The following is a 25,282-nucleotide window of genomic DNA, read 5'->3' as shown; positions in this document are numbered from 1 at the left end:
AAGCCTGTAGCTAAATCAAACGTCAGCCCTGAAAAAAACAGGGCTGACTTTAGGAATAAAATATCGATACTTCGCCGCTTTCATGGGTGCAAATGGCTTTGGGATTGCCCTTTGAAAGCGATAGTATATCTGCAATTTCACTGGCTGGGACATGGCACAACGCGGTGGAGAGCGCGTCGGCCATTGCAGCGTTTGCGGCTTCCACACTGACAGTCGACCATAGTGCAGGACGTTCGTTTTTTGCATTCAGGATATGGAGATGAACAGGGCTCAAACGAAGCACAGAGGGGCTGGAAGTTGCGATAGCCCGATCCCGAAGCCTGACGGTTTGAACAATGCCATGCACCGGGTCCGAAACTCCCAGCCTCCAGATTCGGCCAGCGGCGTAATACTCACCGATATTTACCAGCACATTGGTCCAGCCTGCGTTCCGCAATGTGTTGGCCACAAGGTCAGTGACAAAACCCTGAGCGATGCCGTTCATCGTAAGTTGCTGACCCTGCCCCAGAACAATTCTGTCTTCGGATATCCGGACCCTATCCCAACCGATTAATTCTCGGGCAGCGTCGAGATTGCGACCGTTGGCGGCCGCCAGCCAAAGCGGTTGCACCGTAGGGTCAAACCGCCCCCCTGTCCGGCCATGTGCCCAATCACAAATACTTAACAACTCCAACATTTCCGGCGCTGGATTCACTAAAATCCCGGTTTGGTTCAGGCGAACCAAATCAGAGTCCGGCCGATACAGACTGAACAGAGACTCGGCCCGATCCAGGAGAGCCTGCACTTTGGTGATCGCAGACGCGGCTGCCTCAGGATTGGCATCGAAGGTCAGGCTGACTTCGGCACCCATAGCGTGACCACGCCACTCAGTCGGCTGAGCCGTAGCAGGAGCCCCCAGAGCCGCCGCGGATACGGCCAGGAATCGTCGGCGGTTCATCATTCTGCAGCGACCTTTCTGGATTGACGGCGTGCGGCTAGAATCAATGGGACACATTGGTTGCGGTCATCATGGATGGCAACGCAATCAAGACATTGGAAACACTCATTATATTGAATTTCCCCAGTCTGCTTAATAGCCCCGTACTTGCACTTGACCTTGCACAGTTGACACGGTGACCCGCATTCAGCTCGTCTTTCGATCCAGTCGCGGCCACGAAGAAGGCCTCCGATCGCCATGACCGCCCCCAACGGACAGACATAGCGGCAAAACCCTTTGAACATTACCATGCCCAGAATAAGCCAAAAAATCGCATATGCGGCATAGTACCACTCGCGGATAAAGAAAGTTGTGATGGCGGTTTTGAAAGGTTCAACCTCAGCCACTTTGTCAACTTCGTCTGGGGCCAGAAACACGACGCCAATCAAGCCACCAAGAATCACGTATTTCAGCCATTTCAACCGTTGGTCCCACGCCCGCGATGGCTCGATCTGGGGCAAGCGGAGCGCTTTTCCCAGATGATGTGCAAACTCTTGAAGCGCGCCGAACGGGCAGAGCCACCCGCAGAACAAGCCCCTGCCCCAAGCGATTAACCCGGCAATCGAAACCGCCCAGATCAAAAGCGAAAACGGGTCGTACAGCAAAAACCCATAGCTGCCCCCGTCAATAGCTGTTCGGATAACACCCAACACGGTGACAATGGACAGTTGTCCCTGTCCCCACCAACCAATGAATCCCACGATGACCGCGAGAATAACGAGCCTATATGGTGTGAACAGCGGTTGCGCAGCAAAAGAATTCATCCGCAAACCGAGCGTCAGCACTAGACCGGCAAGCAATGCAGACAAAATGATCATGTCTGGCTGACGATTTCGCAGGGCCTCTAGCCATGGTGGGGCGGGCGTGATCTGGACCGGACGCTCAAAGAACCGATCGGGCGTCACATGTCTCACTTCTAGTGTCACCGACCCCGTCTCGGGCTGGAACATGCCGTGTTCGCGAACGGCAAGAACCTTCAGGACCCACTCGCGTGAAGGATCAAAACCCAAACGACGGTCGGTGCGCAGGATCATTGCGACGCCGTCTGGCATTCCATCGGCCAATTCGACAAGCAGATCGGCGTCGCGCAATGCGACCGGTAACCCGTCTTGCTCTGCAGAAATCCAATCGGGTGCTGTGTTTCGCACGAACTTTTCGCTGACCAGCCCATGACGCGCAGTTTCGATCAGAAGGATTGGTTCATCATTGTCGGAAATCTCCAGAAAACCCTGCAGCTCGTCGAAACTGTCTTGGGACAATGCCGCGCGCGCAATGGATTTGGGCCCCAGATCGACCACCCACAAATCCAGATAAGCCTCGTCCGGATAATCCTGTGCCTCGGGATCGTCATCTTCCCACAATGTCCCCTCGAAAAGGGCGTCGACATCTGAATTCTTTATGATCTTGTTGGTTGCGATCCCCTTAGCGACCAGATCCTCCCAGCTGAGGGTCTCGTCATAGTCTGGGTTCGGAAAAGCGGGTGGCGCGGTTGCCAACCCTTGCATCTTTTCGCGCGCAACGGCCAGCGCCGCCCCCATGACGGATTCATGCGCTATACGGACACTCGCCGTGGCCTTCGTTACGCCATCCAGATAAACTAGCTGTGAACCGGACGCAGCATCGCCGTACGGCGTACCAACAACGATCGAGTCCGATATGGACAGCCCTCCATATTGCTCAAAGAACTTGTGGAACGGTGCCTGGCCCAAACCAGACACAAATATGGGTTCGTTATGTTCAATCAGCTGGACGTCCATGAACCGTCCTTCAAGATCCAAGACAACCAGCACGTTGATCGGGGCACCGGAGAACCCCGGCAAAGGCGCTAAGGGTTCGGTTTCAAACACATAACCCGCCTCGATTCCGCCTGAGTTCAACAGCGAATAAACCCCGTTTTCGTTGAGGCGCTCCCCCAGAGAAAACGGGGCGCGGATAAATGTCTCGATGCGTTCGCGCGGCAGCGGCTCGGCCGCAGCCATCAGGCTGCCGAGCATCAGCAGGATCATTGCTATAACCGCGCGCATGGCCGCAAGACTATAAGCCCGTCTTACCCGACGACATTCGACAAAAGTCCTAAGCTGACAATCTACGACCTAAAGCCTGTTGACCTCGGCCGAAATGGGTTCAAAACTACCGCTCGAACCGTACGACCAAAGAAGCATTTTCTGAATCTGGCCCGAGATGTACGGTCTCATCAACGCCAGTGATTTATGGGAGGTAGCAATGACCTGGAGCGCACCGAAGCTGAAAGAAGTAAATTGCGGCATGGAGATCAACATGTATTCTCCGTCCGAGGATGAAGGCCGCGAGCACGAGCGCGACCTGTTCTGATTACGTAAACGCAGCGGAGGCCCGAGGTGCATTTTCTGGTTCTTGGGGCTTCTGCAGGCGGCGGATTGCCGCAATGGAATTGTGGATGTCGGAACTGCGAGGATGCCCGTTTGGGAGTCATCCCGCCGTCTGGCCAATCATCTTTAGCGGTCTCGCCCGATGGTGAAAGTTGGAGCATACTGAACGCTTCACCTGACATCCGGCAACAAATGCTGGACTGCCCCAAACTACATCCCAGAACACTGCGCGATACGCCTGTGGCTTCGGTATTGCTGACAAACGGAGATATCGACCACATTGCAGGGTTGCTTAGCCTGCGTGAACAAACCCCGTTTTCGTTGTTCGCCACAGGGGATATTCTGAACGTGCTAGCGCAGAACCGTATTTTTGATGCGGTCAATCGCGACAAGGTTTTGCGGACCCCGATTTCACTTGATCAGGAATTCGCCCTGCAGCCCGGCCTCAGCGCGCGCTTGTTCGCCGTGCCCGGTAAAGTGCCGCTTTTCATGGAAGGTGATACCGTTCAAACCGATCTGATCGGAGAGCAAACAGTGGGTGTTCGCCTGACTGCAGGCGACAAGATTGCCTATTATATTCCTGGTTGCGCCCAAGTGACCCCTGCCCTGATGGATCAACTCTCGGACGCGGATCAGCTGTTTTTTGACGGCACGCTTTGGGACGATGATGAGATGATCCGCTCGGGAACAGGGGTGAAGACAGGGCAGCGGATGGGGCATATCTCGGTCAGTGGCCCAGACGGTTCGGTCGCGCAATTGGCCGGGATCGACGCGGCCAAAGCCTTTATCCACATCAACAACACCAACCCGATGTTGCAGCCCGATGGACCCGAGCGCGCCTTTGTCGAATCTGCAGGCTGGACCATTGCCTATGACGGGCAGGAGATCACGATATGAGCCGCGAAACTCTCGAAGCACGGCTGCGCCAGATCGGGGCCGAGCGGTATCACGACAAACATCCGTTTCACCACCGGCTTCATAGCGGTCAATGCTCCCCGGACCAGGTGCGCGCATGGGTGATCAATCGTTGGGCATATCAGGCGGCGATCCCCATGAAAGACGCTGCTTTCATGTCGCGTTGTACCGACCCAGATATCCGCCGCGAATGGCGGTCCCGGATCGAAGATCACGACGGGGACGTGAAAGAGGGCGGCGGCATCCGACGGTGGCTGAAACTGGCCGAGGCAGTCGGGTTGGACAGCGACTACGTCGCCTCGGGGCGTGGTGTTCTGCCCGCAACTCAATTCGCCGTTGATGCTTATGTGCATTACGTCCGCGAAAAGCCAATGCTTCAGGCTGTAGCGTCCTCACTGACAGAACTGTTCGCCCCAAAAATTCATGAAAAACGGATCGAAGGTCTGCTCGAGCACTACGACTTCGCCAATGCGGACAGCTTGTCTTACTTCCGAAAACGACTGTCGCAGGCACCTAAAGATGTGGCTTTTGGCCTAAATTGGGTTTTGGATCACGCCGACACATCCGAGAAAGAGGATATGGCCTGCGACGCCCTTATTTTCAAAACCAACGTGTTGTGGGCACAGCTCGACGCGCTGTGGTCTGCCTATGTCGAACCCGGCCTGATCCCGCCCGGTGCCTGGCAACCCGGGGAAGGCATGAAATGACGCTGGTTTTCTCTGCATCGGACCGCCCTTATCTGCCGCGCGGCGTGCGGATTCAACGCGACGCAGTACGTGATCGCACTGTTCTGATGGCACCAGAGAAAGTGATTGAACTGGACGATATTGGCGTCGCAATCCTGTCGAGGGTCGATGGGCAAGCCCGGTTTGGCGATATCATCGCGGTTTTGGCTGCTACATTTGGGGCTCCGGCCGAGACCATTGAGAAAGACGTTCAACAGTTTTTACAAACTTTGCGCGGGCGTCTGTATGTGATGGTAAAGCCATGAGTATCGCACCGCCTATCGCACTGCTGGCCGAGCTGACCCATCGATGCCCCCTTAGTTGCCCGTATTGCAGCAATCCGGTCGAACTTGAACGCAAAGAGACCGAGTTGGACACCGACACGTGGAAAGATGTCTTCTCGCAAGCGTATGACCTTGGCGTTCTGCAACTGCATCTGTCTGGAGGCGAACCAGCCTCGCGCCGCGATCTAGAGGACCTGACCCGTCATGCAGCCCAACTGGGTTTGTACACCAACCTGATTACGTCCGGCGTGGGATTGACACCCAAACGGCTCGATCGGCTTGAGGACGCGGGCCTGGACCATATTCAGTTATCGCTGCAAGGCACCAACGCGGCACTTGCCGATCGGATCGGAGGTTATCGCGGCGGGTTCGACCGCAAGATGAAAATCGCCCGCGAAATCCGCGATCGGGGCATTCCGCTGACTCTGAACGCCGTGATGCACAGCCAAAACCTGGACGACCTGGATCGGACGATCGAAATGGCCGTCGAACTCGGTGCCCGCAGGTTAGAGGTCGCCTGCGTGCAGTTTCACGGATGGGCTTTGAAAAACCGGCACAATCTTATGCCGTCGTTTGAACAAACCTTGGCTGTGAAGAAAACGGTGGCGAAGGCCGCACAGCAACTGCAGGGCGTTTTGGCATTCGACTTTGTCCCGCCTGACTACTACGCAGATTATCCCAAGGCGTGCATGGGTGGATGGGGGTCAACCGGGCTAAACGTAACTCCGAATGGTACGGTACTGCCCTGTCATGCCGCACAAACCCTGAGCCATCTGCATTTCGACTCTGTAAGGAATCGGCATCTGAGTGACATTTGGTATGATAGCACGGCCTTCAATGCGTACCGAGGCACCGACTGGATGCCTGAGCCATGTAAAAGCTGCGACCGCAAAGAGGTGGACTTTGGCGGGTGCCGATGCCAAGCGCTGGCATTGGCAGGCGACGCGTCCGCGACTGATCCAGTTTGCCAAAAATCCCCAGAACACGCTCGGATCAAGGCGATTTTACAAAACGCATCACCGCAGGAGGACCGCGGCTTTGTCTATCGAACACTGGACCCGACCCGGACTTGACCGCACGAGTACATAAAGTCCGGGTCACAACCGCGCGATAGTTCCTGTTCGTAGACGATCTGTCAGGTTATTCGGACGCCAAGCAATGTCGAAGAACAAGAGAACGTCGATACTCGGAGATACAAACCATTCGCAATGGAGTATCTTTGATGAACCGCTTCTTCTCTGCCGTCGCCACCGCTTTGATCTTGTCAGCACCAGTCTATGCTCAGGACGTTTCTGGCATGAACGATCTGGAATTTGCGCATATCGCCTATACTGCTGATGTCATCGACATACGGTACGCTCATCTGGCGCTGGCGCTCTCGGACAACCCCGACATCCATGAGTTCGCCAATACCATGATCCGCGACCACACCGCCGTGAACGAAGCGGCGCTTGGGTTGCTGAACAAACTCGGCGCGACGGCGCAGGACAATGCCTTCAGCCAGACTCTCAACGCCAACGCGGAAGAGATCATCAACACGCTATCACAGCTGCGCGGTGCAGAATTTGATGCGGCATATGCAGCAAATGAACTAGCGTACCATCAAGCGGTTAATGATCTGGTCGAGGGTAGCATGATCCCGAACATCGACAATGCAGAGGTCAAGGCCTTGTTTGAACAAGGCTTAGAGATTTTCAAGGCCCATGAAGTTCATGCCGAAAAGATGGTAGAGTCGCTGAATTGATGCCGCGCCTGCTATCGCGACGTCAGATTGTGACCCAAGCGGCTGCGTCAGCAGTCGCTTTTAACCTGCCCGCGCAAGCATCCCGAGCATCTGTACTACATATGGTCAGGATTCACCGATTTGAGTTTCAGCCCGCGCTGGTAACGGTCCACGTTGGAGATCGCATCAAATGGACCAATCTGGATATCGCGCCACACACGGCCACGGCTGACGCACAGGGTTGGGGTACGCAGGAGCTGTCTAAAGGTCAGAGTGCAGAAATCCTTGTAACCGAGGGTATGGAGCTTGAGTATTTCTGCGCCTTTCACCCCCATATGAAGGGCACTATTGAAATTATCTGAGTTCAATACCGGTTTTACGTGATCAAATCTGCCTGAGATGGTCGGAAACCCGCCAAATGTCCGGGTTGAGGCTTGTTATACAAATTTTTATCTATAAACATCAACATCAGCCTCAAGATGATGGGATTTTATCTATAAAATGACTGTTGCCACGACGAACTGGACCCGCGAAGACGCTCAGACCCTGCATGATCTGCCCCTTATGGACTTGATGTTTCGCGCTCAATCCGTTCACCGCACGCATTTTGATCCCAATAAGGTTCAGACCTCCAAGCTCTTGTCCATCAAGACAGGTGGGTGTGCCGAGGACTGCGCGTATTGTTCTCAGTCCGCACGGAACGGATCAAAACTTTCTGCCTCCAAACTGATCGAGGTCGAACGTGTTCTGACCCAAGCTCGACAAGCCCGCGACGGCGGCGCAACCCGGTTTTGCATGGGGGCGGCATGGCGCGAACCCAAGGATCGTGACATGGATGCACTGGTTGCCATGGTCGAAGGCGTCCGGGCACTGGGAATGGAAACCTGCATGACGTTGGGAATGCTAGACGACAATCAGGTAATCCGCCTTCGCGATGCCGGGTTGGATTATTACAACCACAACATCGACACGTCGGAACGATATTACCCCGAAGTGATCACAACGCGTACGTTTTCGGATCGGATCGACACGATGAACCGTGTGCAAGAAGCTGGGATCAAAGTGTGTTCCGGCGGAATCCTCGGCATGGGCGAGGAAACGCAGGACCGTGTCGACATGCTGGTGACTCTGGCAAATATGAATCCGGCTCCGGATTCGGTCCCGATCAACATGCTGATGCCGCAAGAAGACACACCCTTGGCCGATGCCAAACCGATCGACCCTATTGATTTCGTACGTGTGATTGCAACAGCTCGGATCATGATGCCAACCTCATATGTCCGATTGTCCGCCGGGCGCAGCGACATGAGCGATGAACTGCAGGCGATGTGTTTCTTTGCGGGTGCAAACTCGATCTTTGTAGGAGAGACCCTTTTGACGGCCGAAAACCCCGAAGAGGATACAGATGCAATCCTGTTCGCAAAACTCGGCCTGCAGTCAGAGACCGTAGCAGGACAAAGCAGCAGGGAAGCGGCTGAATGAAAGCGCATCATCGCCTTGACGCGATGCTTGCGACCCTTACGAAACGGCATCGCAGACGTAGCCTGACCGCAGCGCAGGGTTTAGATTTTGCCTCCAATGACTACTTGGGGCTGGCCCGGTCCGAGTTTCTGGCCGACACCGCGCGCAACGCACTTGCCCGCGAAGTGCCTGTCGGGTCGGGCGGATCACGCCTGTTACGCGGCAACCACCCGGAACATGAGGCGCTTGAGCAGTCAGCGGCCCGCTTTTTCCAGTCCGAGGCTGCTCTGTTCATGGGCGGCGGCTTTCAGGCAAATCAGGCAATATTTTCGACCCTGCCCGCAGCCGAAGATCTGATCCTTTATGATGCGCTTGTTCATGCCAGTGCACATGAAGGAATGCGCCTCGGCCGCGCTGAAGCTCGGGCTTTCAAACATAATGACGTGGAGGACGCCCGGCGTATCCTTGAGGAGTGGCGCGCGAAAGGCGGGACCGGACAAATCTGGATCGCCGTAGAAAGCGTCTATTCGATGGAAGGTGATCTTGCACCTCTGACAGCGCTAGCTGATATGGCTGTTGCGTTCGATGCCATTCTGGTTGTCGACGAAGCCCATGCGACCGGACTGTTTGGACCCAGCGGACGGGGGCTGGCCCATGGCTTGGAAGCAGAGCTTGTCACGCTGCATACATGCGGCAAGGGTTTGGGGGTTGCTGGCGGATTGATCTGTGGCCCTCGGGTGATGATTGACACGCTGATCAACCGTGCCCGACCCTTTATTTTCGCGACTGCGCCCTCTCCGCTGAATGCTGCGCTGCTGCGAGCTGTGCTTGAACGATTGCAATGTGAGGCGACTCTTACCCAGTCGGCCGTCTCCAGAATGCATTTCGCGCATGCCTGCGCCCGGCGCATCGGCCTGCCCAACGCCAGCCTAAACAGTCAAATCATCCCGATTATCTTGGGCGATGATGCTTTGACAATGCGCATCGCGTCCGAGCTGCAAGCCCACGGGTTCGACGTTCGCGGAATTCGCCCACCGACGGTTCCACGCGGGACGTCTCGCTTGCGTATCTCCGTCACCGGCAATGTCAGCGATGCAGATATCACTGCCCTTTTCGACATTTTGTCCAACCAGTTGAAAGCAGCCGCATGAGCGCCATTATCGTCACAGGAACTGACACCGGCGTTGGCAAGACAGTTTTTGCAGCTGGCCTGACCGCCGCACTTGGCGCGCGGTATTGGAAACCTGTTCAATCCGGCTTGGAAGACGCGACCGACACAGAAACCATACGCGCTTTGTCTGGCGCTGAGACTCTGCACGAGGCATACCGGCTATCCCTACCCGCTTCTCCACATTTGTCGGCCGAAGATATGGGCGTGGAAATCACGCTCAACCAGTTGGCACTGCCGCAAGTCGACGGCCCCTTGGTCGTCGAAGGTGCAGGCGGCGTGATGGTACCGCTGAACCGTGAACATTTTTATTTGGATCTGTTCGCGCAATGGAAAGCCCCGGTTGTTTTGGTCGCCCGCACAGCACTTGGCACGATCAATCACTCCAGCCTGTCCGTGATGGCGTTGCGGAACGCAGGATGCAATTTGGTCGGCGTTGCATTCGTGGGCGAAGCTGAACCGCCTGTCGAGCAGACCATTGCCCAGATGTGCTCGGTCCGGCATCTGGGCCGGCTTCCGCATTTGCCATCATTGACACCCCAAACACTGTCGGACGCGTTTGAAGCCATCGACACCGCCACAATCCGGAGCGCACTGTGACCCCGCTGGAGTTTGACGCCAACCACCTGTGGCATCCATACACGAACATCGCCAATCCCGGCCCAATGCATCTGATCACAGAGGCAGAAGGCGTCTGGCTGACCCGCGACGATGGGACAAAAATGATCGATGCCATGTCTTCGTGGTGGTGCGCTATCCACGGCCATCGTCATCCGGCACTGATCGCGGCGATGCAGGCGCAACTAGATCAAATGCCCCACGTCATGTTCGGTGGGCTGACGCATACCCCCGCGATCGAGCTGGGGCGGAAGCTGGTCGATCTGCTGCCTGATGGGCTAGACAGAATTTTCTACAGTGACAGCGGATCGGTTGCCATTGAGGTCGCGCTCAAAATGGCGGTGCAGTACCAGATGGCGCAAAACCGCACCCAACGCACCGAGTTCGCCACCATTCGCGGCGGATATCACGGCGACACCTGGAAAGCGATGAGCGTTTGCGACCCGGTCAACGGGATGCACGGCCTGTTCCGAGGCGCGCTGTCAATTCAGCATTTCCTGTCGCGTCCGAAAATCCGGTTCGAGGAAGACTGGTCCGAAGACGACGATACCAACGGCCTCAATGAGTTAAAGAAATTGCTGTCTGAACAAGGTGACAAGATCGCAGGGCTTATCCTTGAGCCCGTGGTCCAAGGCGCAGGCGGAATGTATTTCTACCATCCCGAATGGCTGCGGCGTGCGCACGCGTTGTGCCGCGAGCATGATGTCTTGGTCATCTTCGACGAGATCGCTACGGGGTTCGGACGCACGGGAAAACTGTTTGCGATGGATCACGCTGGGGTAGTCCCTGACATCCTGTGTCTTGGGAAAGCGTTGACCGGGGGGCACATCACGCTGGCAACGACGATCACGTCGCGGAACGTCGCACATCGTATCGGACAAAGCGAAGCCGGTGTTCTGATGCATGGACCGACCTACATGGCGAACCCACTTGCTTGTGCTGCGGCTTGTGCCAGCCTTGATCAGATCTCGAGCCGGGATTGGCAGGGTGAAGTTCAATCTATCGCAGATCAGCTGACACAAGAATTGGCCGCCGCGCGAACCCTTCCCGGTGTTGCGGATGTTCGCGTGCTGGGTGCGATCGGTGTTATCGAGATGACATCGCCGGTTGACCCTTCGGTCGCACATCAGCTGGCTCCGGAAACGGGCGTTTGGCTTCGCCCCTTTGCACGTAACGTCTATTGTATGCCGCCTTACGTAATTTCCTCGGACGAACTGAGCCGAGTAACACAGACCATGGTTTCCCTGGCCCGAGGACATTCATGAAAAAGCAATGGCTGGCACGCTCTGGCACGGCAGACTTGATCCTGATCTTTGGGGGATGGGCTTTGGGCCCTGCCCCGTTTCAACAGCTTTCCAGTGAACATGATCAACTGTTTGTTGACGATTATATCCGTCTGGACGACCCCCTGGATGAAACCTCAGACTATGATCGGGTCACACTGGTTTCATTTTCCTTCGGAGTCGTTTCGGCCGCCCATTGGGTGAACGACTTTAATGTCAGACCGACAAGGCTTGTTGCTGTTGGCGGTACTTTGTACCCAGCAGATCCGCGCTGGGGCATAGCACCCGAGATGATTAGGGCAACTGCCGACAACCTGACCGAAGCGAGCTTTTCCAAATTCTGCCGCCGCGCGGGATTGGACGTGCCCGCCCGCAAGCTCGACGTCCCCAAGGCCCGTGCAGAGTTGAACGCAGTTATCGCACGGGGGCCAGCGCGCGCGCTTTCATTCGATCGCATCTGGATTCCGCAACACGACCGGATCATTCCAACCTCTGCACAAGAAGCCGCCTGGAAGGACCAGGCAAGCGTGGTCCGCGGCGTGGATGCGCCACATGTCCCTTTTCGTAAGGGTCAAAACTGGACGGAGTGGTGTTCATGACGTTTCAAGCCACAGATCGGGTGCAGCGCAGTTTCAGCAGAAGTTTTCATTCCTATCACGGAGAGGCCAGCCAACAGGCACGAGTCGCGGATCGTTTGGTGACAGCCCTTGGTGCGGCAGGCGCGCCTGAACGATTCAACAAAACGCTCGAACTTGGATGCGGCACAGGTCACCTTACTCGACGCCTGCTTGAAACCTTTGATTGTGGCGCTTTAACGCTTAACGACCTTACCCCCGCCGCCGCAGAAACCGCAAACCGTCATCGCGCCAAGTTTCTGTGCGGCGATGCTTCAAAAGTCAGCTTGCCGACGCAGCCTGACCTAATCGCGTCGGCCTCGATGATACAATGGCTACAGAACCCCGCAGAATTTCTGCGTCAGGCTGCCAACGCATTGTCGCCCGGTGGATGGCTTGCCATTTCCGGGTTCGGGCCATTCCAATACACCGAATTGGCACAGATTGGTTCGTCTGCGGCCGCACCTGGCCTGATGGATCACTCGGATATGGCGTCGGCCGTCACCGAGTGTTTGGAGGTCATCAATACCGGGGAAGCATTAGAGCGCGTGTTCTTCGCAACTCCAAGAGATGTCCTGCAGCACCTTCGGAAAACCGGAGTAAATGGCCGGGCCCAAAAACCATGGACCAAAGCCACGCTCAGACAGTTCAGCGATGACTATGAAAGGCTGCACCGGACTCCGGAAGGGGTCTGTCTGACGTATCACGCAACATGGATTGTTGCGCGCAAAGCGCGCTGATCGTCTAACTAGACAGGGAAAAAACGGGCCGGATCACCAGTTTGGTGACCGGCCCGCCGTGTTTAGAAATGAGCCGAGCGGCTGTTGGCCAGTTTTTCAACCGGAGGCGCAAATCGGGTCAGGTCAATGCCTTCGACCGCGGCTTTGTACTCGTCGATCTTGGGCGTACGACCCAGAATGGCCGACAGCACCACGACCGGGGTCGAGGCCAGCAAGCTTTCGCCTTTCTTGTCCGGTGCATCGGCCACAACGCGACCTTGGAACAGGCGTGTAGACGTCGCCAGAACCGTATCGCCTTTAGCGGCTTTCTCTTGGTTGCCCATGCACAGGTTACAGCCCGGGCGTTCAAGATACAGGATGTTTTCGTACTCGGTGCGCGCCTTTTCTTTCGGGAACAGGTCGTCGAATTCGAAGCCCGAATACTTCTCGAGCACGTCCCAATCGCCTTCTTCCTTCAACTCATCGATGATGTTGTAGGTCGGGGCGGCCACCACCAGCGGGGCTTTGAACTCTACCTTCCCCGACACTTTTTCGAGGTTTCGCAGCATTTGCGCAACAATCTTCATGTCACCCTTATGCACCATGCAAGATCCTACGAAGCCCAGATCAACTTTCTTGTCACCACCATAGAAAGATACCGGGCGGATCGTGTCGTGTGTATAGCGCTTGGACACGTCCGCATTGTTAACATCCGGGTCCGCGATCATCGGCTCGACGATCTGATCCAGATCCACGACCACTTCGGCGGAATACTTCGCGTTGTCGTCGGGACGCAGGGCGGGTTTTTCACCGGACTTGATCTCGGCAATGCGGGCATCCGCAATCGCGATCAACTTCTGCAGCATGCCACTCTCATGCTCCATACCCTTGTCGATCATAATCTGAATACGCGATTTAGCCAGTTCCAGAGAACCGATCAGAGTGTCGTTATCCGAAATACAGACCGAGGCTTTGGCCTTCATCTCGGCAGTCCAGTCAGTGAAGGTAAAGGCCTGATCCGCCAGCAGCGTTCCGATATGAACCTCGATTACGCGGCCCTGGAAGACATTGTCGCCATGTTGTTCCAACATCTGCGCCTGTGTGGCGTGTACCACGTCGCGGAAGTCCATATGGTCCGCCATTTTGCCTTTGAAGGTCACTTTTACTGACTCGGGGATCGGCATCGAGGCTTCACCGGTCGCCAGCGCCAAAGCCACGGTGCCCGAGTCCGCGCCGAACGCCACACCTTTGGACATACGGGTGTGGCTGTCCCCACCGATGATCACCGACCAGTCGTCAACAGTGATGTCGTTCAGAACCTTGTGGATCACGTCGGTCATCGAATGATACACGCCCTTCGGGTCGCGACCGGTAACAAGGCCGAAATCATTCATGAACTTCATCAGACGCGGCGTGTTGGCCTGAGCTTTGGCATCCCAGACCGACGCAGTGTGACAGCCCGACTGATAGGCACCGTCAACACTGGGCGCCACAACTGTTGCGGCCATCGCTTCGAGTTCCTGCATGGTCATCAGGCCGGTGGTGTCCTGCGAACCCACGATATTGACCTTTACACGGACGTCCGAACCAGCGTGCAGGGTCTTACCTGGGGTCGCCCCAACTGCGTTCTTGTTAAAGATTTTCTCAACCGCAGTCAGGCCCTGACCTTCATGGCTGACTTCCTTGGACGGTGCAAAGACCAGCGGGGCCTCGACACCCAGCGTCTCGGCGGCCAAAGTCTGCAGTTTTTTGCCAAAGACAATGGCGTAAGAGCCACCGGCTTTCATGAATTCGACTTTTTGCGGAGTGAACGAGGCCGACACATCCACCAGCTCATCGCCATCTTCGCTCAGCAGTTTGTGGCTTTTGGTGTTGATCTTCAGAACGGTACCGGTCGCGACCGAATACTGCTCTTCAAGGATCGGGTTGCCGTCATTGTTCAGGATGGCATTCCCGTCTTCATCGACCTTCTTGACCCAGTTCTTCAGGTCCAAACCAATACCACCAGTCACACCGACGGTGGTCAGGAAGATCGGGGAAATGCCGTTCGTGCCTGCGACAACAGGCGCGAAGTTGACGAAAGGCACGTAGGGGCTGGCCTGCTGACCCGTCCACAGGGCTACGTTGTTGACGCCCGACATCCGAGACGACCCAACACCCATGGTGCCTTTCTCTGCAATCAGCATCACCCGCTTATCGGGGTGTTGCAGTTTCAGCGCCTCAACTTCTTGCTGCGCTTTGTCCGAGATAAAGCACTTGCCGTGCAGCTCCCGATCCGCGCGCGAGTGCGCTTGATTGCCGGGCGACAACAAGTCGGTCGAGATATCACCTTCGGCTGCAACATAGGTGACAACTTCGATCTCTTCGTCGATTTCGGGCAGTTTGGTGAAGAATTCAGCCTTGGCGTAGCTTTCCAGAATCTCTTTGGCGATGGGATGCCCGGCTTTGAAAGCCTCTTTCAAGCGATCTGTATCGGCGTCATACAAGAAAACCTGAGTCTTCAGGACTGCGGCTGCCTGCTCGGCAATTGCTGCATCTTCGCCCAAAGCAAGGTCCAACAAGACCCGCACCGACGGGCCACCTTTCATGTGTGACAAAAGTTCAAACGCGAAAGGAACCGAGATTTCGTCGACCACAGTGTGACCCAAGACGATTTCTTTCAGGAACTCAGCCTTTTCACCTGCGGCGCTCGTGGTTCCGGGCAGGGTGTTGTAAATGAAAAAGTTCAGCGAGTCCTCGCGATGCACGTTTCCGGCATCTTTGATCTGCTCAACGATCTCTTTGACCAGCGCACCATCATCAATGGGCTTGGGGTGCAGGCCCTGTTCTTTGCGCGTTTCAATTTCACTGAGGTAATCTGTGTAAAGGCTCATGGCGGTCCCGACGATTAGGCGTTAGAAGAAGCTTGAGACCCGGCAAAGACTGGTTTTCCAGGCCCACAGGATGCTCTTTGTATGCGGCGGTATACTATTTTCCACTGAGGATCAATAGACCAAAGCGATGGTTGTGGCGCTAACGGGTTTTGCCGCTTGATTTAAGGGACCGCGCCAGATCACTTAGTTGTGCATACAACTCCCCAGCTGTCGGGTGCCAACCAGCCACGACTCTGTTTTGTTGAGCAACGACGTCAGTATCCCCGCGTGCAGCGGGACCAGTCAACGCGACCTGTGGCCCCTGCGCGGCTACGTTTTCGCAAGTTCCGGTCAACAGCTTTTCATTCAGGCGTGCTGCCATATCCTCGGAAACGCCCGCTTCGGCCCACGCCTCACGCGCCAAGGCTTGCAGGACTACCGTGAAGTTATTCGAGATTACCGCAGCAGCATGATACAGGCTTTTCGCATCCGACCGGATGGAAAAGCACTCGGCGCCCATCTCTTCGAACAACGAAGTAGCGATGCTTGCCGCATATGGGTCACCTTCGATGCCACAAGGGACACAGGAGACTTGCGATGCTGCAGTTTCGGGATCTGAAAAGGAAAGCACTGGATGCGCACTCGCCAAACCCCACCCATATTCGTTTAAGGCATCCATTTGGGCGGCCGGGTAGAATCCACTACAATGTAGTGCAACAGGGCGCGATCCCTGCAACACACTATCTGGGTTCGAGTCGCTTAAGGTTCTGGCCACCTCGGCGATTTTCGAATCGGGTACGGCAAGTATCCAAATGTTTGCTGGCCGCATATCGGCCAAGTGCTCAACAGCCCGCGCGTTGCGACCGAATGCGGCAGCATCCTTAGCGGATTTAAGACGACGGCTGCTTACATCCTGCAGAACATAAGACTGCGTTGCTGGCAATAGTCGAGCCAGTGTCTGGCCAACCCGTCCTGCCCCGATGAGATTAACAGTCGTAGTGCCCAATTCTGAGCCCCCCCTTTATGACGCACAACAGCTATTAAAATGATCGCCAATTATCTCAAAGGAATTGATCAATCAAAATACGTTACAGTTTGCTTGTTACTTTATTTTTCTGTAACATATTGATCAAGGCAAGCGGAATGGGTTTGAGGAGGACAAGGCCATGTACGCCCAAATGGTAAAATCAACGGGCAAAGGGGTGCAATCTCGTAACGAGATGAGCCCCGAAGATCGGGCATTTCAAGATCGCATCGACCGCGGTGAAAAGATCGAACCCAAGGACTATATGCCTCCAAGCTATCGAAAAACACTGATCCGTCAGATCGGCCAGCACGCGCATTCTGAAATTGTAGGTCAACTGCCCGAAGGCAATTGGATCACCCGTGCGCCCACTTTGGAACGCAAGGCCAACCTTCTGGCCAAAGTTCAGGATGAGGCAGGCCATGGGCTGTATCTTTATTGCGCCGCTGAGACACTGGGCGTCAGTCGGGATGAGCTGGTCGAGATGCTGCACTCCGAGCGGATGAAGTATTCGTCCATCTTCAACTATCCCACCCTGACTTGGGCAGATATGGGCGCGGTCGGATGGCTGGTTGATGGGGCTGCGATCATGAATCAGGTGCCACTGCAGCGCACCTCGTATGGCCCCTATGCGCGGGCAATGGTGCGCATCTGCAAAGAAGAAAGCTTTCACCAACGCCAAGGCTATCACATCATGATTAGGATGGCGAAAGAAGGTACTGACGATCAAAAGCGCATGGCGCAGGACGCTCTAAACCGGTTCTGGTATCCTGCCCTGATGATGTTCGGTCCGTCGGACAAGGACAGCGTACATTCCGCCCAATCGATGGCTTGGCGGATCAAGATCAACACAAATGATGAGCTGCGTCAGAAATTCGTCGATGAAACCGTTCCGCAAGCCGAGTTTCTGGGCTTGTCAATTCCTGACGAGAACCTGCGCTGGAACGAAGAAACCGGGCATTATGATTTTAGTGAACCAGACTGGTCCGAGTTTTTCGATGTCATCTCGGGCAATGGCCCCTGCAATGCCGAGCGTCTGAGCGCCCGCCGTAAGGCTTGGGAGGATGGCGCCTGGGTCCGTGATGCCATGCTGGCCCACGCGCGGAAAGCCCAAAACAAATCCAAAGCGGCGGAGTAGTCGATGTCACACCAAAACGAATGGCCCCTGTGGGAAGTCTTTATCCGAGGCCAACACGGCATGAGCCACCGGCACGTCGGCTCGTTGCACGCGGCGGATGCCGAGCATGCCATACGGAATGCGCGAGACGTTTATACGCGCCGCAACGAAGGCGTAAGTATCTGGGTGGTCGAGGCTGAAAAGATCACGGCCTCCAGCCCTTCGGACAAAGGGCCCCTGTTCGACCCATCCCGCGACAAAGTTTACCGGCACCCCACTTTCTACGACATTCCTGACGAAGTTGGGAAAATGTGATGGACGCGGCGCAAAAACCACTGTTCGAGTTTCTGCTGAGACAAGGCGACAACGCTTTGGTTCTGGGGCATCGAACCTCGGAATGGTGCGGGGTCGCTCCGATTTTGGAAGAGGATATCGCGCTGGCCAATATGGCCTTGGATCAGATCGGGCAAACCCAGTTGTGGCTAGGATATGCGGCTGAGGTCGAAGGGGCCGGACGCTCTGCCGACGATCTGGCGTTTCTACGTGACGTTTATGATTTCCGGAATTTGCTGATGCTTGAGGTCCCGAACGGCGATTTCGGGCGCACTCAGATGCGGCAATTCCTGTATGACGCCTTTCAAGTACCATGGTTGACGCAACTGCAAAATTCCACCGACACCCGAGTGGCTGAAATCGCCGCAAAATGCTTGAAAGAGGCCCTCTATCACTTGGACAGGTCTTCTCACACAGTAATCGCCTTGGGGGACGGCACCGCGGAAAGCAACAAGCGCATGGATGAAGCGCTTGCTTTCCTGTGGCCGTATAGTGGTGAAGTCTTTGTCGATGACGAAACCGATCATGCCATGGCGACAGCGGGTGTCGCGCCATTGCTTTCAGAAATAAAACCTCTGTGGCTTGAAACCGTACAGACTGTGCTGGTGCAGGCGTGCTTGACTTTGCCGGAAGGCGACTATGCCCAAAAAGGAGGGCGAACCGGATTTCGGCACACTGAACACCTGGGCCATATGCTGGCCGTGATGCAAACCCTTCAACGCTCGTATCCAGGCGCGACGTGGTGACGATGATGGCGGTGACCGAGGCTCAGGTCTGGGATTGGCTCGACACCGTGCCTGACCCTGAAATCCCAGTCATCTCGGTTGTGGATCTCGGCGTGATCCGCGAGGTGCAGGTCGCGCAGGACCATGTGACTGTGACGATCACACCGACCTATTCCGGCTGCCCGGCCATGGCTGTTATCGCGTTGGACATCGAAACCGAACTTGCAAAAAACGGCATCGGCAAGCTGGACATTCAAACCCGCATCGCACCGGCGTGGACGACTGACTGGTTATCCGAAAAAGGCCGCGCCCGACTGGAAGAATTCGGGATTGCCCCACCCCAAGCTGCGGGTGGTCCCAAACGATGCCCCCATTGCAAATCCAAGCGGGTAGAAAAAATCAGCCAGTTCGGTTCGACCCCCTGCAAGGCCCAATGGCGATGTCAGGATTGCATGGAACCCTTCGACTATTTCAAGTGTATCTGAGGTCCCAATATGACCAACTTCCACCCTCTGAAAGTCACCGATATTCAAAAGACCATCCGCGACGCCGTCGTAGTCACTTTGCAAGCTGAAAACGTGGCAGAGTTTGGTTTTGCACCTGGTCAGTACCTGACGTTCAAAAGGGATTTCGAGGGCGAGGAACTACGCCGGTCATACTCTATCTGCGCGGCACCGCATGAAGGCATCCTGCAGGTTGGGATCAAAAGTGTGGATGGCGGGGCGTTCTCAACATGGGCCAATACCGAACTGCAGGTTGGGGACGTAATGGACGCCATGCCTCCCATGGGCAACTTTCATGCCGCAGTCGAAGACGACGCGCCGCACTATCTGGCGTTTGCTGGCGGCTCGGGCATCACTCCGGTCCTGTCCATTCTCAAGACCGCCCTGTCCGAGGACGCGTCTACGCGGTTCACTTTGATCTATGCAAATCGCACACCAAATACGATCATGTTCCGGGAAGAGCTTGAGGACCTGAAAAACCGCTACCTTCATCGGCTGAACATCGTCCACGTTCTTGAGGATGACAGTCAGGACATTGAATTGTTCAAAGGCCGGGTCGATCAAACCAAATGCGCCGATCTGTTTCGACACTGGATCGACATTAAATCGGTCTCGATGGCTTACATCTGTGGGCCCGAACCAATGATGCTGGCCATTTCACAGGCGCTTAAGGATCATGGATTGCGAAAGGACCAAATCCGTTTCGAACTTTTCGCGTCGTCTCAACCCGGGCGCGCCAGAAAACGCGCTGTCTCAAAAGCCGCCGAAACTGGCGGTGTCAAAGGTCGCGTCACGTTGGGCGGTGAAACCAGAAGCCTTGTCATACCTAAAGACACAAGCTTGCTGGAAGCGGCTTTGGACGAAAACCTGGATGCGCCCCACGCCTGTAAAGCAGGTGTTTGTTCGACCTGCAAGGCCAAGGTCCTTGAAGGTGAGGTAGAAATGGTCGCCAACCACGCCCTTGAGGATTACGAGGTTGAAGCCGGTTTTGTTCTGACCTGTCAGTGCTTTGCAGTTTCAGAGAAAGTTGTTTGGGACTATGATGAGGCCGGGCATTGAACGTTGCTTAACACTCCGGGCAAGCCCGCCACGGTGAAACGGGCAACCGTTTTGGCATATCCTTCGCGATCAGCACGTGTCGCCTTTGGATGCCACATGTAATACCAGTTCAGCATTCCGAACACAGACATGGTCACCTCACGCAGCAGGCTGCCATCGTCTTGCAGCTTGCCACCACTGATCGCGTTCAGAATGTTGCTCATCTGCGCTACCATGTCTTTTTGATAGGCTTTAAGCACCTTCTGCATATGCTCGGGCAGCAGAGAGACACCTTCGCTTTGAATGGTGTGTTCGTAATCCATCCCTTCATAGGCCAGCAGATATTCGCGCAGGATCAGATGCAACTGTTCTTCGGGTGGATACCCGTCCAGATCAATTGCGGAGACGCGGTTCTTCAACTCGGACAGATAGGTATCCAGAATGTCGAACAGCAGTGCTTCTTTGCTGTCATAATAGTGGTAAATATTCGCCTTCGATATACCCGCGGCTTTGGCGACTTGATTCATCGAAGCCCGTGCGATGCCTTCATGGGCGAACACATTGGCAGCCACCGCGAGGATGCTCTGACGCTTCTTGTCATGGTCCTTAGCGATCGTCCGCGCCACGGGTTTACTCCTTTGGCCTGTTGTCAACTACTCGACGGGCTTTGCCCTGGCTGCGCTCGACACTGCCCGGAGCACCAACGTTCACCGATGCGCCGATCCCTATGGTATCTTTAATCTTCTTGGACAAGGCCCCGGCAATACCTTCGCGCATGTCCTCTGGCGCGCCGGTTTCAACGCGTACCGTCATATCGTCCATCCGGCCCGTGCGGGACAGCTCTATCTGGAAATGCGGCGCCAGATCCGGGGCTGCCAGAACAAGCTCTTCGATCTGGGTCGGAAAGACATTCACGCCCCTGAGGATGATCATGTCATCGGATCGGCCGGTGATTTTCTCCATTCTCCGCATTGATCGCGCCGTTCCGGGCAAAAGCCGCGTCAGATCGCGAGTGCGATAGCGGATCATTGGCATGCCCTCTTTGGTCAGGGTCGTAAAGACCAGCTCACCCAGCTCGCCATCTGGCAGCACTTCACCCGTCTCCGGGTCAATGATTTCCGGGTAGAAGTGGTCCTCCCAGATATGCAGCCCGTCCTTGGTCTCGACGCACTCATTTGCAACGCCTGGCCCCATGATTTCGGACAGGCCATAGATGTCGACTGCATGCATGTCGAAAGCATCCTCAACCTCTGCCCTCATTGCGTTCGTCCAGGGTTCGGCGCCAAAGATTCCCACATCCAAAGAGGTATCGCGCGGATCAATACCAGCCGTGTGAAACTGCTCCAGTATGTTAAGCATATAGGACGGAGTGACCATGATCGTGCTGGGTTTGAAGTCCTGTATCAGCATCACTTGGCGTTCTGTCATGCCACCGGAGACAGGAACAACCGTGCAGTTCAGACGCTCGGCCCCGTAGTGCGCGCCCAGCCCCCCTGTGAACAGGCCATAGCCATAGGCGATGTGCACTATTTCTCCTGGTTTAGTACCGCTGGCCCGCATGGATCGCGCCACAAGTCCGGCCCAGTTATCAATATCTTTCGGAGTATAGCCCACCACCGTTGGTTTACCAGTCGTCCCGGATGATGCATGGACCCGCACGATTTCTTCCCGAGGAACAGCGAAAAGCCCAAATGGATAGTTGGCACGCAGATCGTCTTTGTGAGTAAAAGGGAATTTCGACAGGTCACTTAGAGATCGCAGATCATCCGGATGGACCCCCGCCGCGTCGAACCGTTGGCGATACATCGGAACGTTTTCGTAAGCGTGGCGCAGAGACCATCTCAGACGGTCCAACTGCAGGCTTCTAATTTCGTCGATGGAAGCAATCTCTATCGGATCAAGCGTGTTTCGGGCCGGTGTTAGGTCTTTCATGAACTCCTCCGCTATTCCTCGAACACGTGACCGCGCACCGCCCGAGAGCAACCGCGAAACACTGCTACAACTGTGTTCGTCTGATTGACCACGGTCACATCATAGATTCCGCTCCGCCCAGTCAGGCTGACCTCGGTCGCTGTTGCGGTCAGGCGATCGCCCAACTGACCGGGCGCGATGTAGGTAATTGAGTTGTGTTGCGCGACCGTCGATTGGTTCCGGCTGTTGCAGGCAAACGCGAATGCACTATCGGCCAGCATATAGATCACGCCTCCATGACAAATGCCGTGCCCGTTGGTGTGGTGCTTTTCTACTGTCAGCGTCAGAACCGCCTGCCCTTCATCCACTGCTTCGACCTGCATTCCCACCCAAGGGCTTGCCTGATCATTACCCCACATCGTTCGGGCCGCCTGTTCCGCGCGTTCCTTGGGCGTCATAACTGTACCCTTGGGCTTTTGGCCGTATCCGTGACCACTACGATACCACATGCCAAGGCGATGATCGTCTTGTCCTGACAGCCGAGCTGTTTACGGCATAGGCGTCTGGTTCAATGCGCTGCTGCCTCGCCTCACTGATCAAAACGTTTTGCGCAACATTCGCGCAATTCAAGGCATCACGAAAGGTACGGTGCATTTCATTGGTCAAATTGCTCATCTGATCAGGTCGATTCACTGTGAACCCGTCCCAACCTGCGTGTCGCGTGGCAAGCACTGTATACTCCTTGATCTTAAGCAACCTTCAATTTAAACATTTCATAAACCGTCCGGTTGGTCAATTAATGAACAACACCATTGTAGAGGTCCCGAAATGGCAGTTCAGAACGTTGAAAGTTATGTAGCCGGTCAATGGATTGGCTGTGACAGCGCCGCGCGGGATATCCATTCCGCGGTGACCGGAGATTTGATTGCACGGGCAGGCAACAGTGCTTTGGACACCGAAGCCATGCTGAAATATGCGCGTGCCAAAGGCGGTTCGGCGTTGAGGGCCATGACTTTCCATGATCGAGCCCGCATGCTGAAGGCACTTGCGCTGCATTTGGGCCAGCACAAAAAGGCACTTTATGACGCCTCTTTCGCGACCGGGTCTACGCACAAGGACCACCTGATCGACATTGATGGGGGGATCGGCACGTTGCTGGTCTTTGCCAGCAAAGGTCGGCGTGAGATGCCAGATGATACGATCTATCTGGACGGCAATATCGAGCAACTGTCCCGCAGTGGAACCTTTTTGGGGCAACATATCTGCACCTCGTTGACGGGCGCCGCTGTCCACATCAATGCGTTCAATTTTCCGGTCTGGGGCATGCTGGAAAAGCTTGCGCCCACCTTACTGGCCGGGGTGCCGGCAATCGTCAAACCGGCGACAGCCACCTGTTACGTAACCGAGTTATGTGTTCGCATCATGCTCGAAAGCGGCTTGTTGCCAGATGGTGCAGTACAGCTGATCTCGGGCGATATTGGTGCGCTGCTAGACCACGTCGGATCGCAAGATGTGGTCAGCTTTACCGGCTCGGCGCAAACGGCTCTTGAACTGCGTAGCACACCGAGCATTTTGAATTACGCAACCCGTTTTATTGCCGAGCAAGACAGCCTGAATGCCTCAATTCTCGGACCCGATGCGGAAGTAGGCACGCCCGAATTCGACCTATTCATCAAGGAAATTACCCGCGAGATGACGGCAAAGGCTGGGCAGAAATGCACTGCCATTCGTCGGATTATTGTGCCTGAACCACAGGTCGAAGCGGTGATTACAGCGTTGCGGAAAACCCTTGAGCGGACAATTATAGGCGATCCCTCGGACACGGCGACGCAGATGGGGCCGCTGGTCTCTCAGGCGCAACGCCGGGACGTTTTGCAGAAGGCCGCCCTGATCGAGCAGGATGCGACTCGCGTTTTTGGCCACCCAGAAAAGTTTCAGGTTTCGGGTGCGGACCGCGAAAAAGGCGCGTTCGTGCCACCCATGCTGTTTTATTGCGAAACCCCAGATACAGCGCAATACGTTCATGATGTCGAAGCCTTTGGGCCGGTTTCGACCGTCATGCCTTACCACGATATTGATCATGCCCTTCGCCTGACCAACAAGGGCAAAGGCAGCCTTGTTGCCTCGGTCATCACCAACGACGGCGACTTTGCCCGACAAGCCGCCTTGGGTGCGGGCGCGTTTCACGGTCGACTGTACTTCAACAACCGACAATCTATGAACGAAAGCACGGGCCATGGCTCTCCGCTGCCGCACATGGTGCATGGTGGCCCAGGACGCGCGGGCGGCGGCGAAGAGCTGGGAGGCGTTCGGGGCGTGCTGCACTACATGCAGCGCACTGCGGTTCAGGGCAGCCCCGATATTCTGACGCGGATTAACCGAAAATGGACGGCCGGCTCATCAGAGGTCATCCGCGATGCACACCCCTTTACCCGCACCTTCCATGAACTAGAAATAGGTGAGACGTTACACACCGCGTCCCGAGAAATCTCTTTGGCCGACATTGAAACTTTCGCACATTTTACCGGCGACACATTCTATGCGCATATGGACGAAGCTGCCGCAAAGCGGAACCCGTTTTTCCCGGGACGGGTGGCACATGGGTATCTGTTACTCAGCTTCGCTGCGGGGTTGTTCGTGCAACCAGATGAAGGGCCAGTTCTGGCGAATACCGGGCTCGACAATCTGAGGTTCCTTAAGCCCGTACAAGCCGGAGACAGCATTCAAGTTCATCTGACGGTCAAGCAGAAAACTCCGCGTAACCAAGACTATGGCGAGGTTCGCTGGCATGTGACACTGACAAACCAGAATGGCGACCGGGCAGCCGAGTACGATCTTCTGACAATGAATGCATATTCCCGAGGTTGAGCGTCGGTTTTCCGTGGCCACACAAGACATTGGCATGATATCTAATAGGCCAGCCTGCGAACCGGCCATTTGGAAAC

General features: G+C 55.6%; 26 protein-coding genes. 19 read left to right on the top strand and 7 right to left on the bottom strand.

The window, feature by feature from the left end; translation table 11 throughout:
- Window positions 1-49: 49 nt before the first annotated feature.
- Complete coding sequence (locus GOW48_RS20490) at window positions 50-940, bottom strand: FAD:protein FMN transferase (RefSeq protein WP_170756553.1); 891 nt, start codon at window positions 938-940, stop codon at window positions 50-52.
- Window positions 937-2,982 (bottom strand): 4Fe-4S binding protein, encoded by a 2,046-nt coding sequence (locus tag GOW48_RS20485; protein WP_234899547.1) that lies wholly within the window; start codon window positions 2,980-2,982, stop codon window positions 937-939. The genes GOW48_RS20490 and GOW48_RS20485 overlap by 4 nt, the downstream gene beginning before the upstream one ends.
- A 217-nt stretch (window positions 2,983-3,199) precedes the next feature.
- Between GOW48_RS20485 and pqqA the strand changes: the two genes are divergently transcribed.
- The 13 genes from pqqA (at window position 3,200) to GOW48_RS20420 (ending at window position 12,855) form a co-directional block, all read left to right on the top strand.
- Window positions 3,200-3,307 (top strand): pyrroloquinoline quinone precursor peptide PqqA, encoded by a 108-nt coding sequence (gene pqqA / locus GOW48_RS20480; RefSeq protein ID WP_170356425.1) that lies wholly within the window; start codon window positions 3,200-3,202, stop codon window positions 3,305-3,307.
- 26 nt (window positions 3,308-3,333) lie between these two features.
- The gene (gene pqqB, locus GOW48_RS20475) at window positions 3,334-4,221 is read left to right on the top strand and encodes a pyrroloquinoline quinone biosynthesis protein PqqB (RefSeq protein ID WP_170755951.1); all 888 of its coding nucleotides are present in this window, start codon (window positions 3,334-3,336) and stop codon (window positions 4,219-4,221) included.
- Window positions 4,218-4,946, top strand: a complete 729-nt coding sequence (gene pqqC, locus GOW48_RS20470; protein WP_170755950.1) for a pyrroloquinoline-quinone synthase PqqC — start codon at window positions 4,218-4,220, stop codon at window positions 4,944-4,946. Before pqqB ends, pqqC begins: the two co-directional genes overlap by 4 nt.
- Window positions 4,943-5,230, top strand: a complete 288-nt coding sequence (gene pqqD / locus GOW48_RS20465) for a pyrroloquinoline quinone biosynthesis peptide chaperone PqqD (RefSeq protein WP_170755949.1) — start codon at window positions 4,943-4,945, stop codon at window positions 5,228-5,230. Before pqqC ends, pqqD begins: the two co-directional genes overlap by 4 nt.
- Window positions 5,227-6,321: a pyrroloquinoline quinone biosynthesis protein PqqE gene (gene pqqE / locus GOW48_RS20460; RefSeq protein ID WP_170755948.1), complete on the top strand. Its 1,095-nt coding sequence runs from the start codon at window positions 5,227-5,229 to the stop codon at window positions 6,319-6,321. Before pqqD ends, pqqE begins: the two co-directional genes overlap by 4 nt.
- A 149-nt stretch (window positions 6,322-6,470) precedes the next feature.
- Window positions 6,471-6,992, top strand: a complete 522-nt coding sequence (locus tag GOW48_RS20455) for a DUF4142 domain-containing protein (protein ID WP_170755947.1) — start codon at window positions 6,471-6,473, stop codon at window positions 6,990-6,992.
- A complete protein-coding gene (locus GOW48_RS20450; protein WP_170755946.1) occupies window positions 6,992-7,333 on the top strand; it encodes a plastocyanin/azurin family copper-binding protein in 342 nt (113 codons plus the stop codon). Before GOW48_RS20455 ends, GOW48_RS20450 begins: the two co-directional genes overlap by 1 nt.
- Window positions 7,334-7,472: 139 nt before the next feature.
- On the top strand, window positions 7,473-8,453 hold the full coding sequence (bioB, locus tag GOW48_RS20445; protein ID WP_170755945.1) for a biotin synthase BioB: 981 nt from the start codon (window positions 7,473-7,475) through the stop codon (window positions 8,451-8,453).
- The gene (locus GOW48_RS20440; RefSeq protein ID WP_170755944.1) at window positions 8,450-9,583 is read left to right on the top strand and encodes an 8-amino-7-oxononanoate synthase; all 1,134 of its coding nucleotides are present in this window, start codon (window positions 8,450-8,452) and stop codon (window positions 9,581-9,583) included. Before bioB ends, GOW48_RS20440 begins: the two co-directional genes overlap by 4 nt.
- Window positions 9,580-10,200 carry a dethiobiotin synthase gene (gene bioD, locus GOW48_RS20435; RefSeq protein WP_170755943.1) on the top strand — a complete coding sequence of 207 codons (621 nt, stop codon included), beginning with the start codon at window positions 9,580-9,582 and terminating at the stop codon, window positions 10,198-10,200. Before GOW48_RS20440 ends, bioD begins: the two co-directional genes overlap by 4 nt.
- Complete coding sequence (bioA, locus tag GOW48_RS20430) at window positions 10,197-11,483, top strand: adenosylmethionine--8-amino-7-oxononanoate transaminase (protein WP_170755942.1); 1,287 nt, start codon at window positions 10,197-10,199, stop codon at window positions 11,481-11,483. Before bioD ends, bioA begins: the two co-directional genes overlap by 4 nt.
- Window positions 11,480-12,100 carry a pimeloyl-ACP methyl esterase BioG family protein gene (locus GOW48_RS20425; protein WP_170755941.1) on the top strand — a complete coding sequence of 207 codons (621 nt, stop codon included), beginning with the start codon at window positions 11,480-11,482 and terminating at the stop codon, window positions 12,098-12,100. The genes bioA and GOW48_RS20425 overlap by 4 nt, the downstream gene beginning before the upstream one ends.
- The gene (locus tag GOW48_RS20420) at window positions 12,097-12,855 is read left to right on the top strand and encodes a methyltransferase domain-containing protein (protein WP_170755940.1); all 759 of its coding nucleotides are present in this window, start codon (window positions 12,097-12,099) and stop codon (window positions 12,853-12,855) included. Before GOW48_RS20425 ends, GOW48_RS20420 begins: the two co-directional genes overlap by 4 nt.
- 62 nt (window positions 12,856-12,917) lie before the next feature.
- On the opposite strand, the gene GOW48_RS20415 is transcribed toward GOW48_RS20420, so the two are convergent.
- Together GOW48_RS20415 and GOW48_RS22820 are read right to left on the bottom strand one after the other, a co-directional pair.
- Window positions 12,918-15,707 carry a bifunctional aconitate hydratase 2/2-methylisocitrate dehydratase gene (locus GOW48_RS20415; RefSeq protein ID WP_170755939.1) on the bottom strand — a complete coding sequence of 930 codons (2,790 nt, stop codon included), beginning with the start codon at window positions 15,705-15,707 and terminating at the stop codon, window positions 12,918-12,920.
- A 139-nt stretch (window positions 15,708-15,846) separates the two neighbouring features.
- The gene (locus GOW48_RS22820; RefSeq protein ID WP_170755938.1) at window positions 15,847-16,692 is read right to left on the bottom strand and encodes a Rossmann-like and DUF2520 domain-containing protein; all 846 of its coding nucleotides are present in this window, start codon (window positions 16,690-16,692) and stop codon (window positions 15,847-15,849) included.
- 160 nt (window positions 16,693-16,852) lie between these two features.
- Here GOW48_RS22820 and paaA point away from each other — a divergent pair, with 160 nt between their 5' ends.
- Genes paaA through GOW48_RS20385 form a run of 5 tightly spaced genes read left to right on the top strand, consistent with a single transcriptional unit; the run spans window position 16,853 to window position 20,447 of the window.
- Complete coding sequence (gene paaA / locus GOW48_RS20405; protein ID WP_170755937.1) at window positions 16,853-17,848, top strand: 1,2-phenylacetyl-CoA epoxidase subunit PaaA; 996 nt, start codon at window positions 16,853-16,855, stop codon at window positions 17,846-17,848.
- Window positions 17,849-17,851: 3 nt separating this feature from the next.
- The gene (paaB, locus tag GOW48_RS20400) at window positions 17,852-18,142 is read left to right on the top strand and encodes a 1,2-phenylacetyl-CoA epoxidase subunit PaaB (RefSeq protein WP_170356441.1); all 291 of its coding nucleotides are present in this window, start codon (window positions 17,852-17,854) and stop codon (window positions 18,140-18,142) included.
- Complete coding sequence (gene paaC / locus GOW48_RS20395; protein ID WP_170755936.1) at window positions 18,142-18,906, top strand: 1,2-phenylacetyl-CoA epoxidase subunit PaaC; 765 nt, start codon at window positions 18,142-18,144, stop codon at window positions 18,904-18,906. Before paaB ends, paaC begins: the two co-directional genes overlap by 1 nt.
- A gap of 2 nt (window positions 18,907-18,908) precedes the next feature.
- Window positions 18,909-19,370 (top strand): 1,2-phenylacetyl-CoA epoxidase subunit PaaD, encoded by a 462-nt coding sequence (gene paaD / locus GOW48_RS20390; protein WP_170356502.1) that lies wholly within the window; start codon window positions 18,909-18,911, stop codon window positions 19,368-19,370.
- Between the two features lie 9 nt (window positions 19,371-19,379).
- Window positions 19,380-20,447 carry a ferredoxin--NADP reductase gene (locus GOW48_RS20385; protein WP_170755935.1) on the top strand — a complete coding sequence of 356 codons (1,068 nt, stop codon included), beginning with the start codon at window positions 19,380-19,382 and terminating at the stop codon, window positions 20,445-20,447.
- Here the strand turns inward: GOW48_RS20385 and GOW48_RS20380 are convergent.
- Genes GOW48_RS20380 through paaI form a run of 3 tightly spaced genes read right to left on the bottom strand, consistent with a single transcriptional unit; the run spans window position 20,426 to window position 22,795 of the window.
- Window positions 20,426-21,052, bottom strand: a complete 627-nt coding sequence (locus GOW48_RS20380) for a TetR/AcrR family transcriptional regulator (RefSeq protein ID WP_170356444.1) — start codon at window positions 21,050-21,052, stop codon at window positions 20,426-20,428. The genes GOW48_RS20385 and GOW48_RS20380 overlap by 22 nt on opposite strands.
- Window positions 21,053-21,056: 4 nt before the next feature.
- The gene (paaK, locus tag GOW48_RS20375; RefSeq protein WP_170755934.1) at window positions 21,057-22,358 is read right to left on the bottom strand and encodes a phenylacetate--CoA ligase PaaK; all 1,302 of its coding nucleotides are present in this window, start codon (window positions 22,356-22,358) and stop codon (window positions 21,057-21,059) included.
- A gap of 11 nt (window positions 22,359-22,369) precedes the next feature.
- Window positions 22,370-22,795, bottom strand: coding sequence for a hydroxyphenylacetyl-CoA thioesterase PaaI (paaI, locus tag GOW48_RS20370; RefSeq protein WP_170755955.1), 426 nt, complete (start codon window positions 22,793-22,795; stop codon window positions 22,370-22,372).
- Between the two features lie 370 nt (window positions 22,796-23,165).
- Here paaI and paaZ point away from each other — a divergent pair, with 370 nt between their 5' ends.
- The gene (paaZ, locus tag GOW48_RS20365) at window positions 23,166-25,205 is read left to right on the top strand and encodes a phenylacetic acid degradation bifunctional protein PaaZ (protein ID WP_170755933.1); all 2,040 of its coding nucleotides are present in this window, start codon (window positions 23,166-23,168) and stop codon (window positions 25,203-25,205) included.
- Window positions 25,206-25,282: the final 77 nt, after the last annotated feature.

The sequence above is a fragment of the Ruegeria lacuscaerulensis genome (genome assembly GCF_013033355.1).
Taxonomy (GTDB): domain Bacteria; phylum Pseudomonadota; class Alphaproteobacteria; order Rhodobacterales; family Rhodobacteraceae; genus Ruegeria; species Ruegeria lacuscaerulensis_A.
This window is presented reverse-complemented; position numbering and strand designations above follow the sequence as displayed.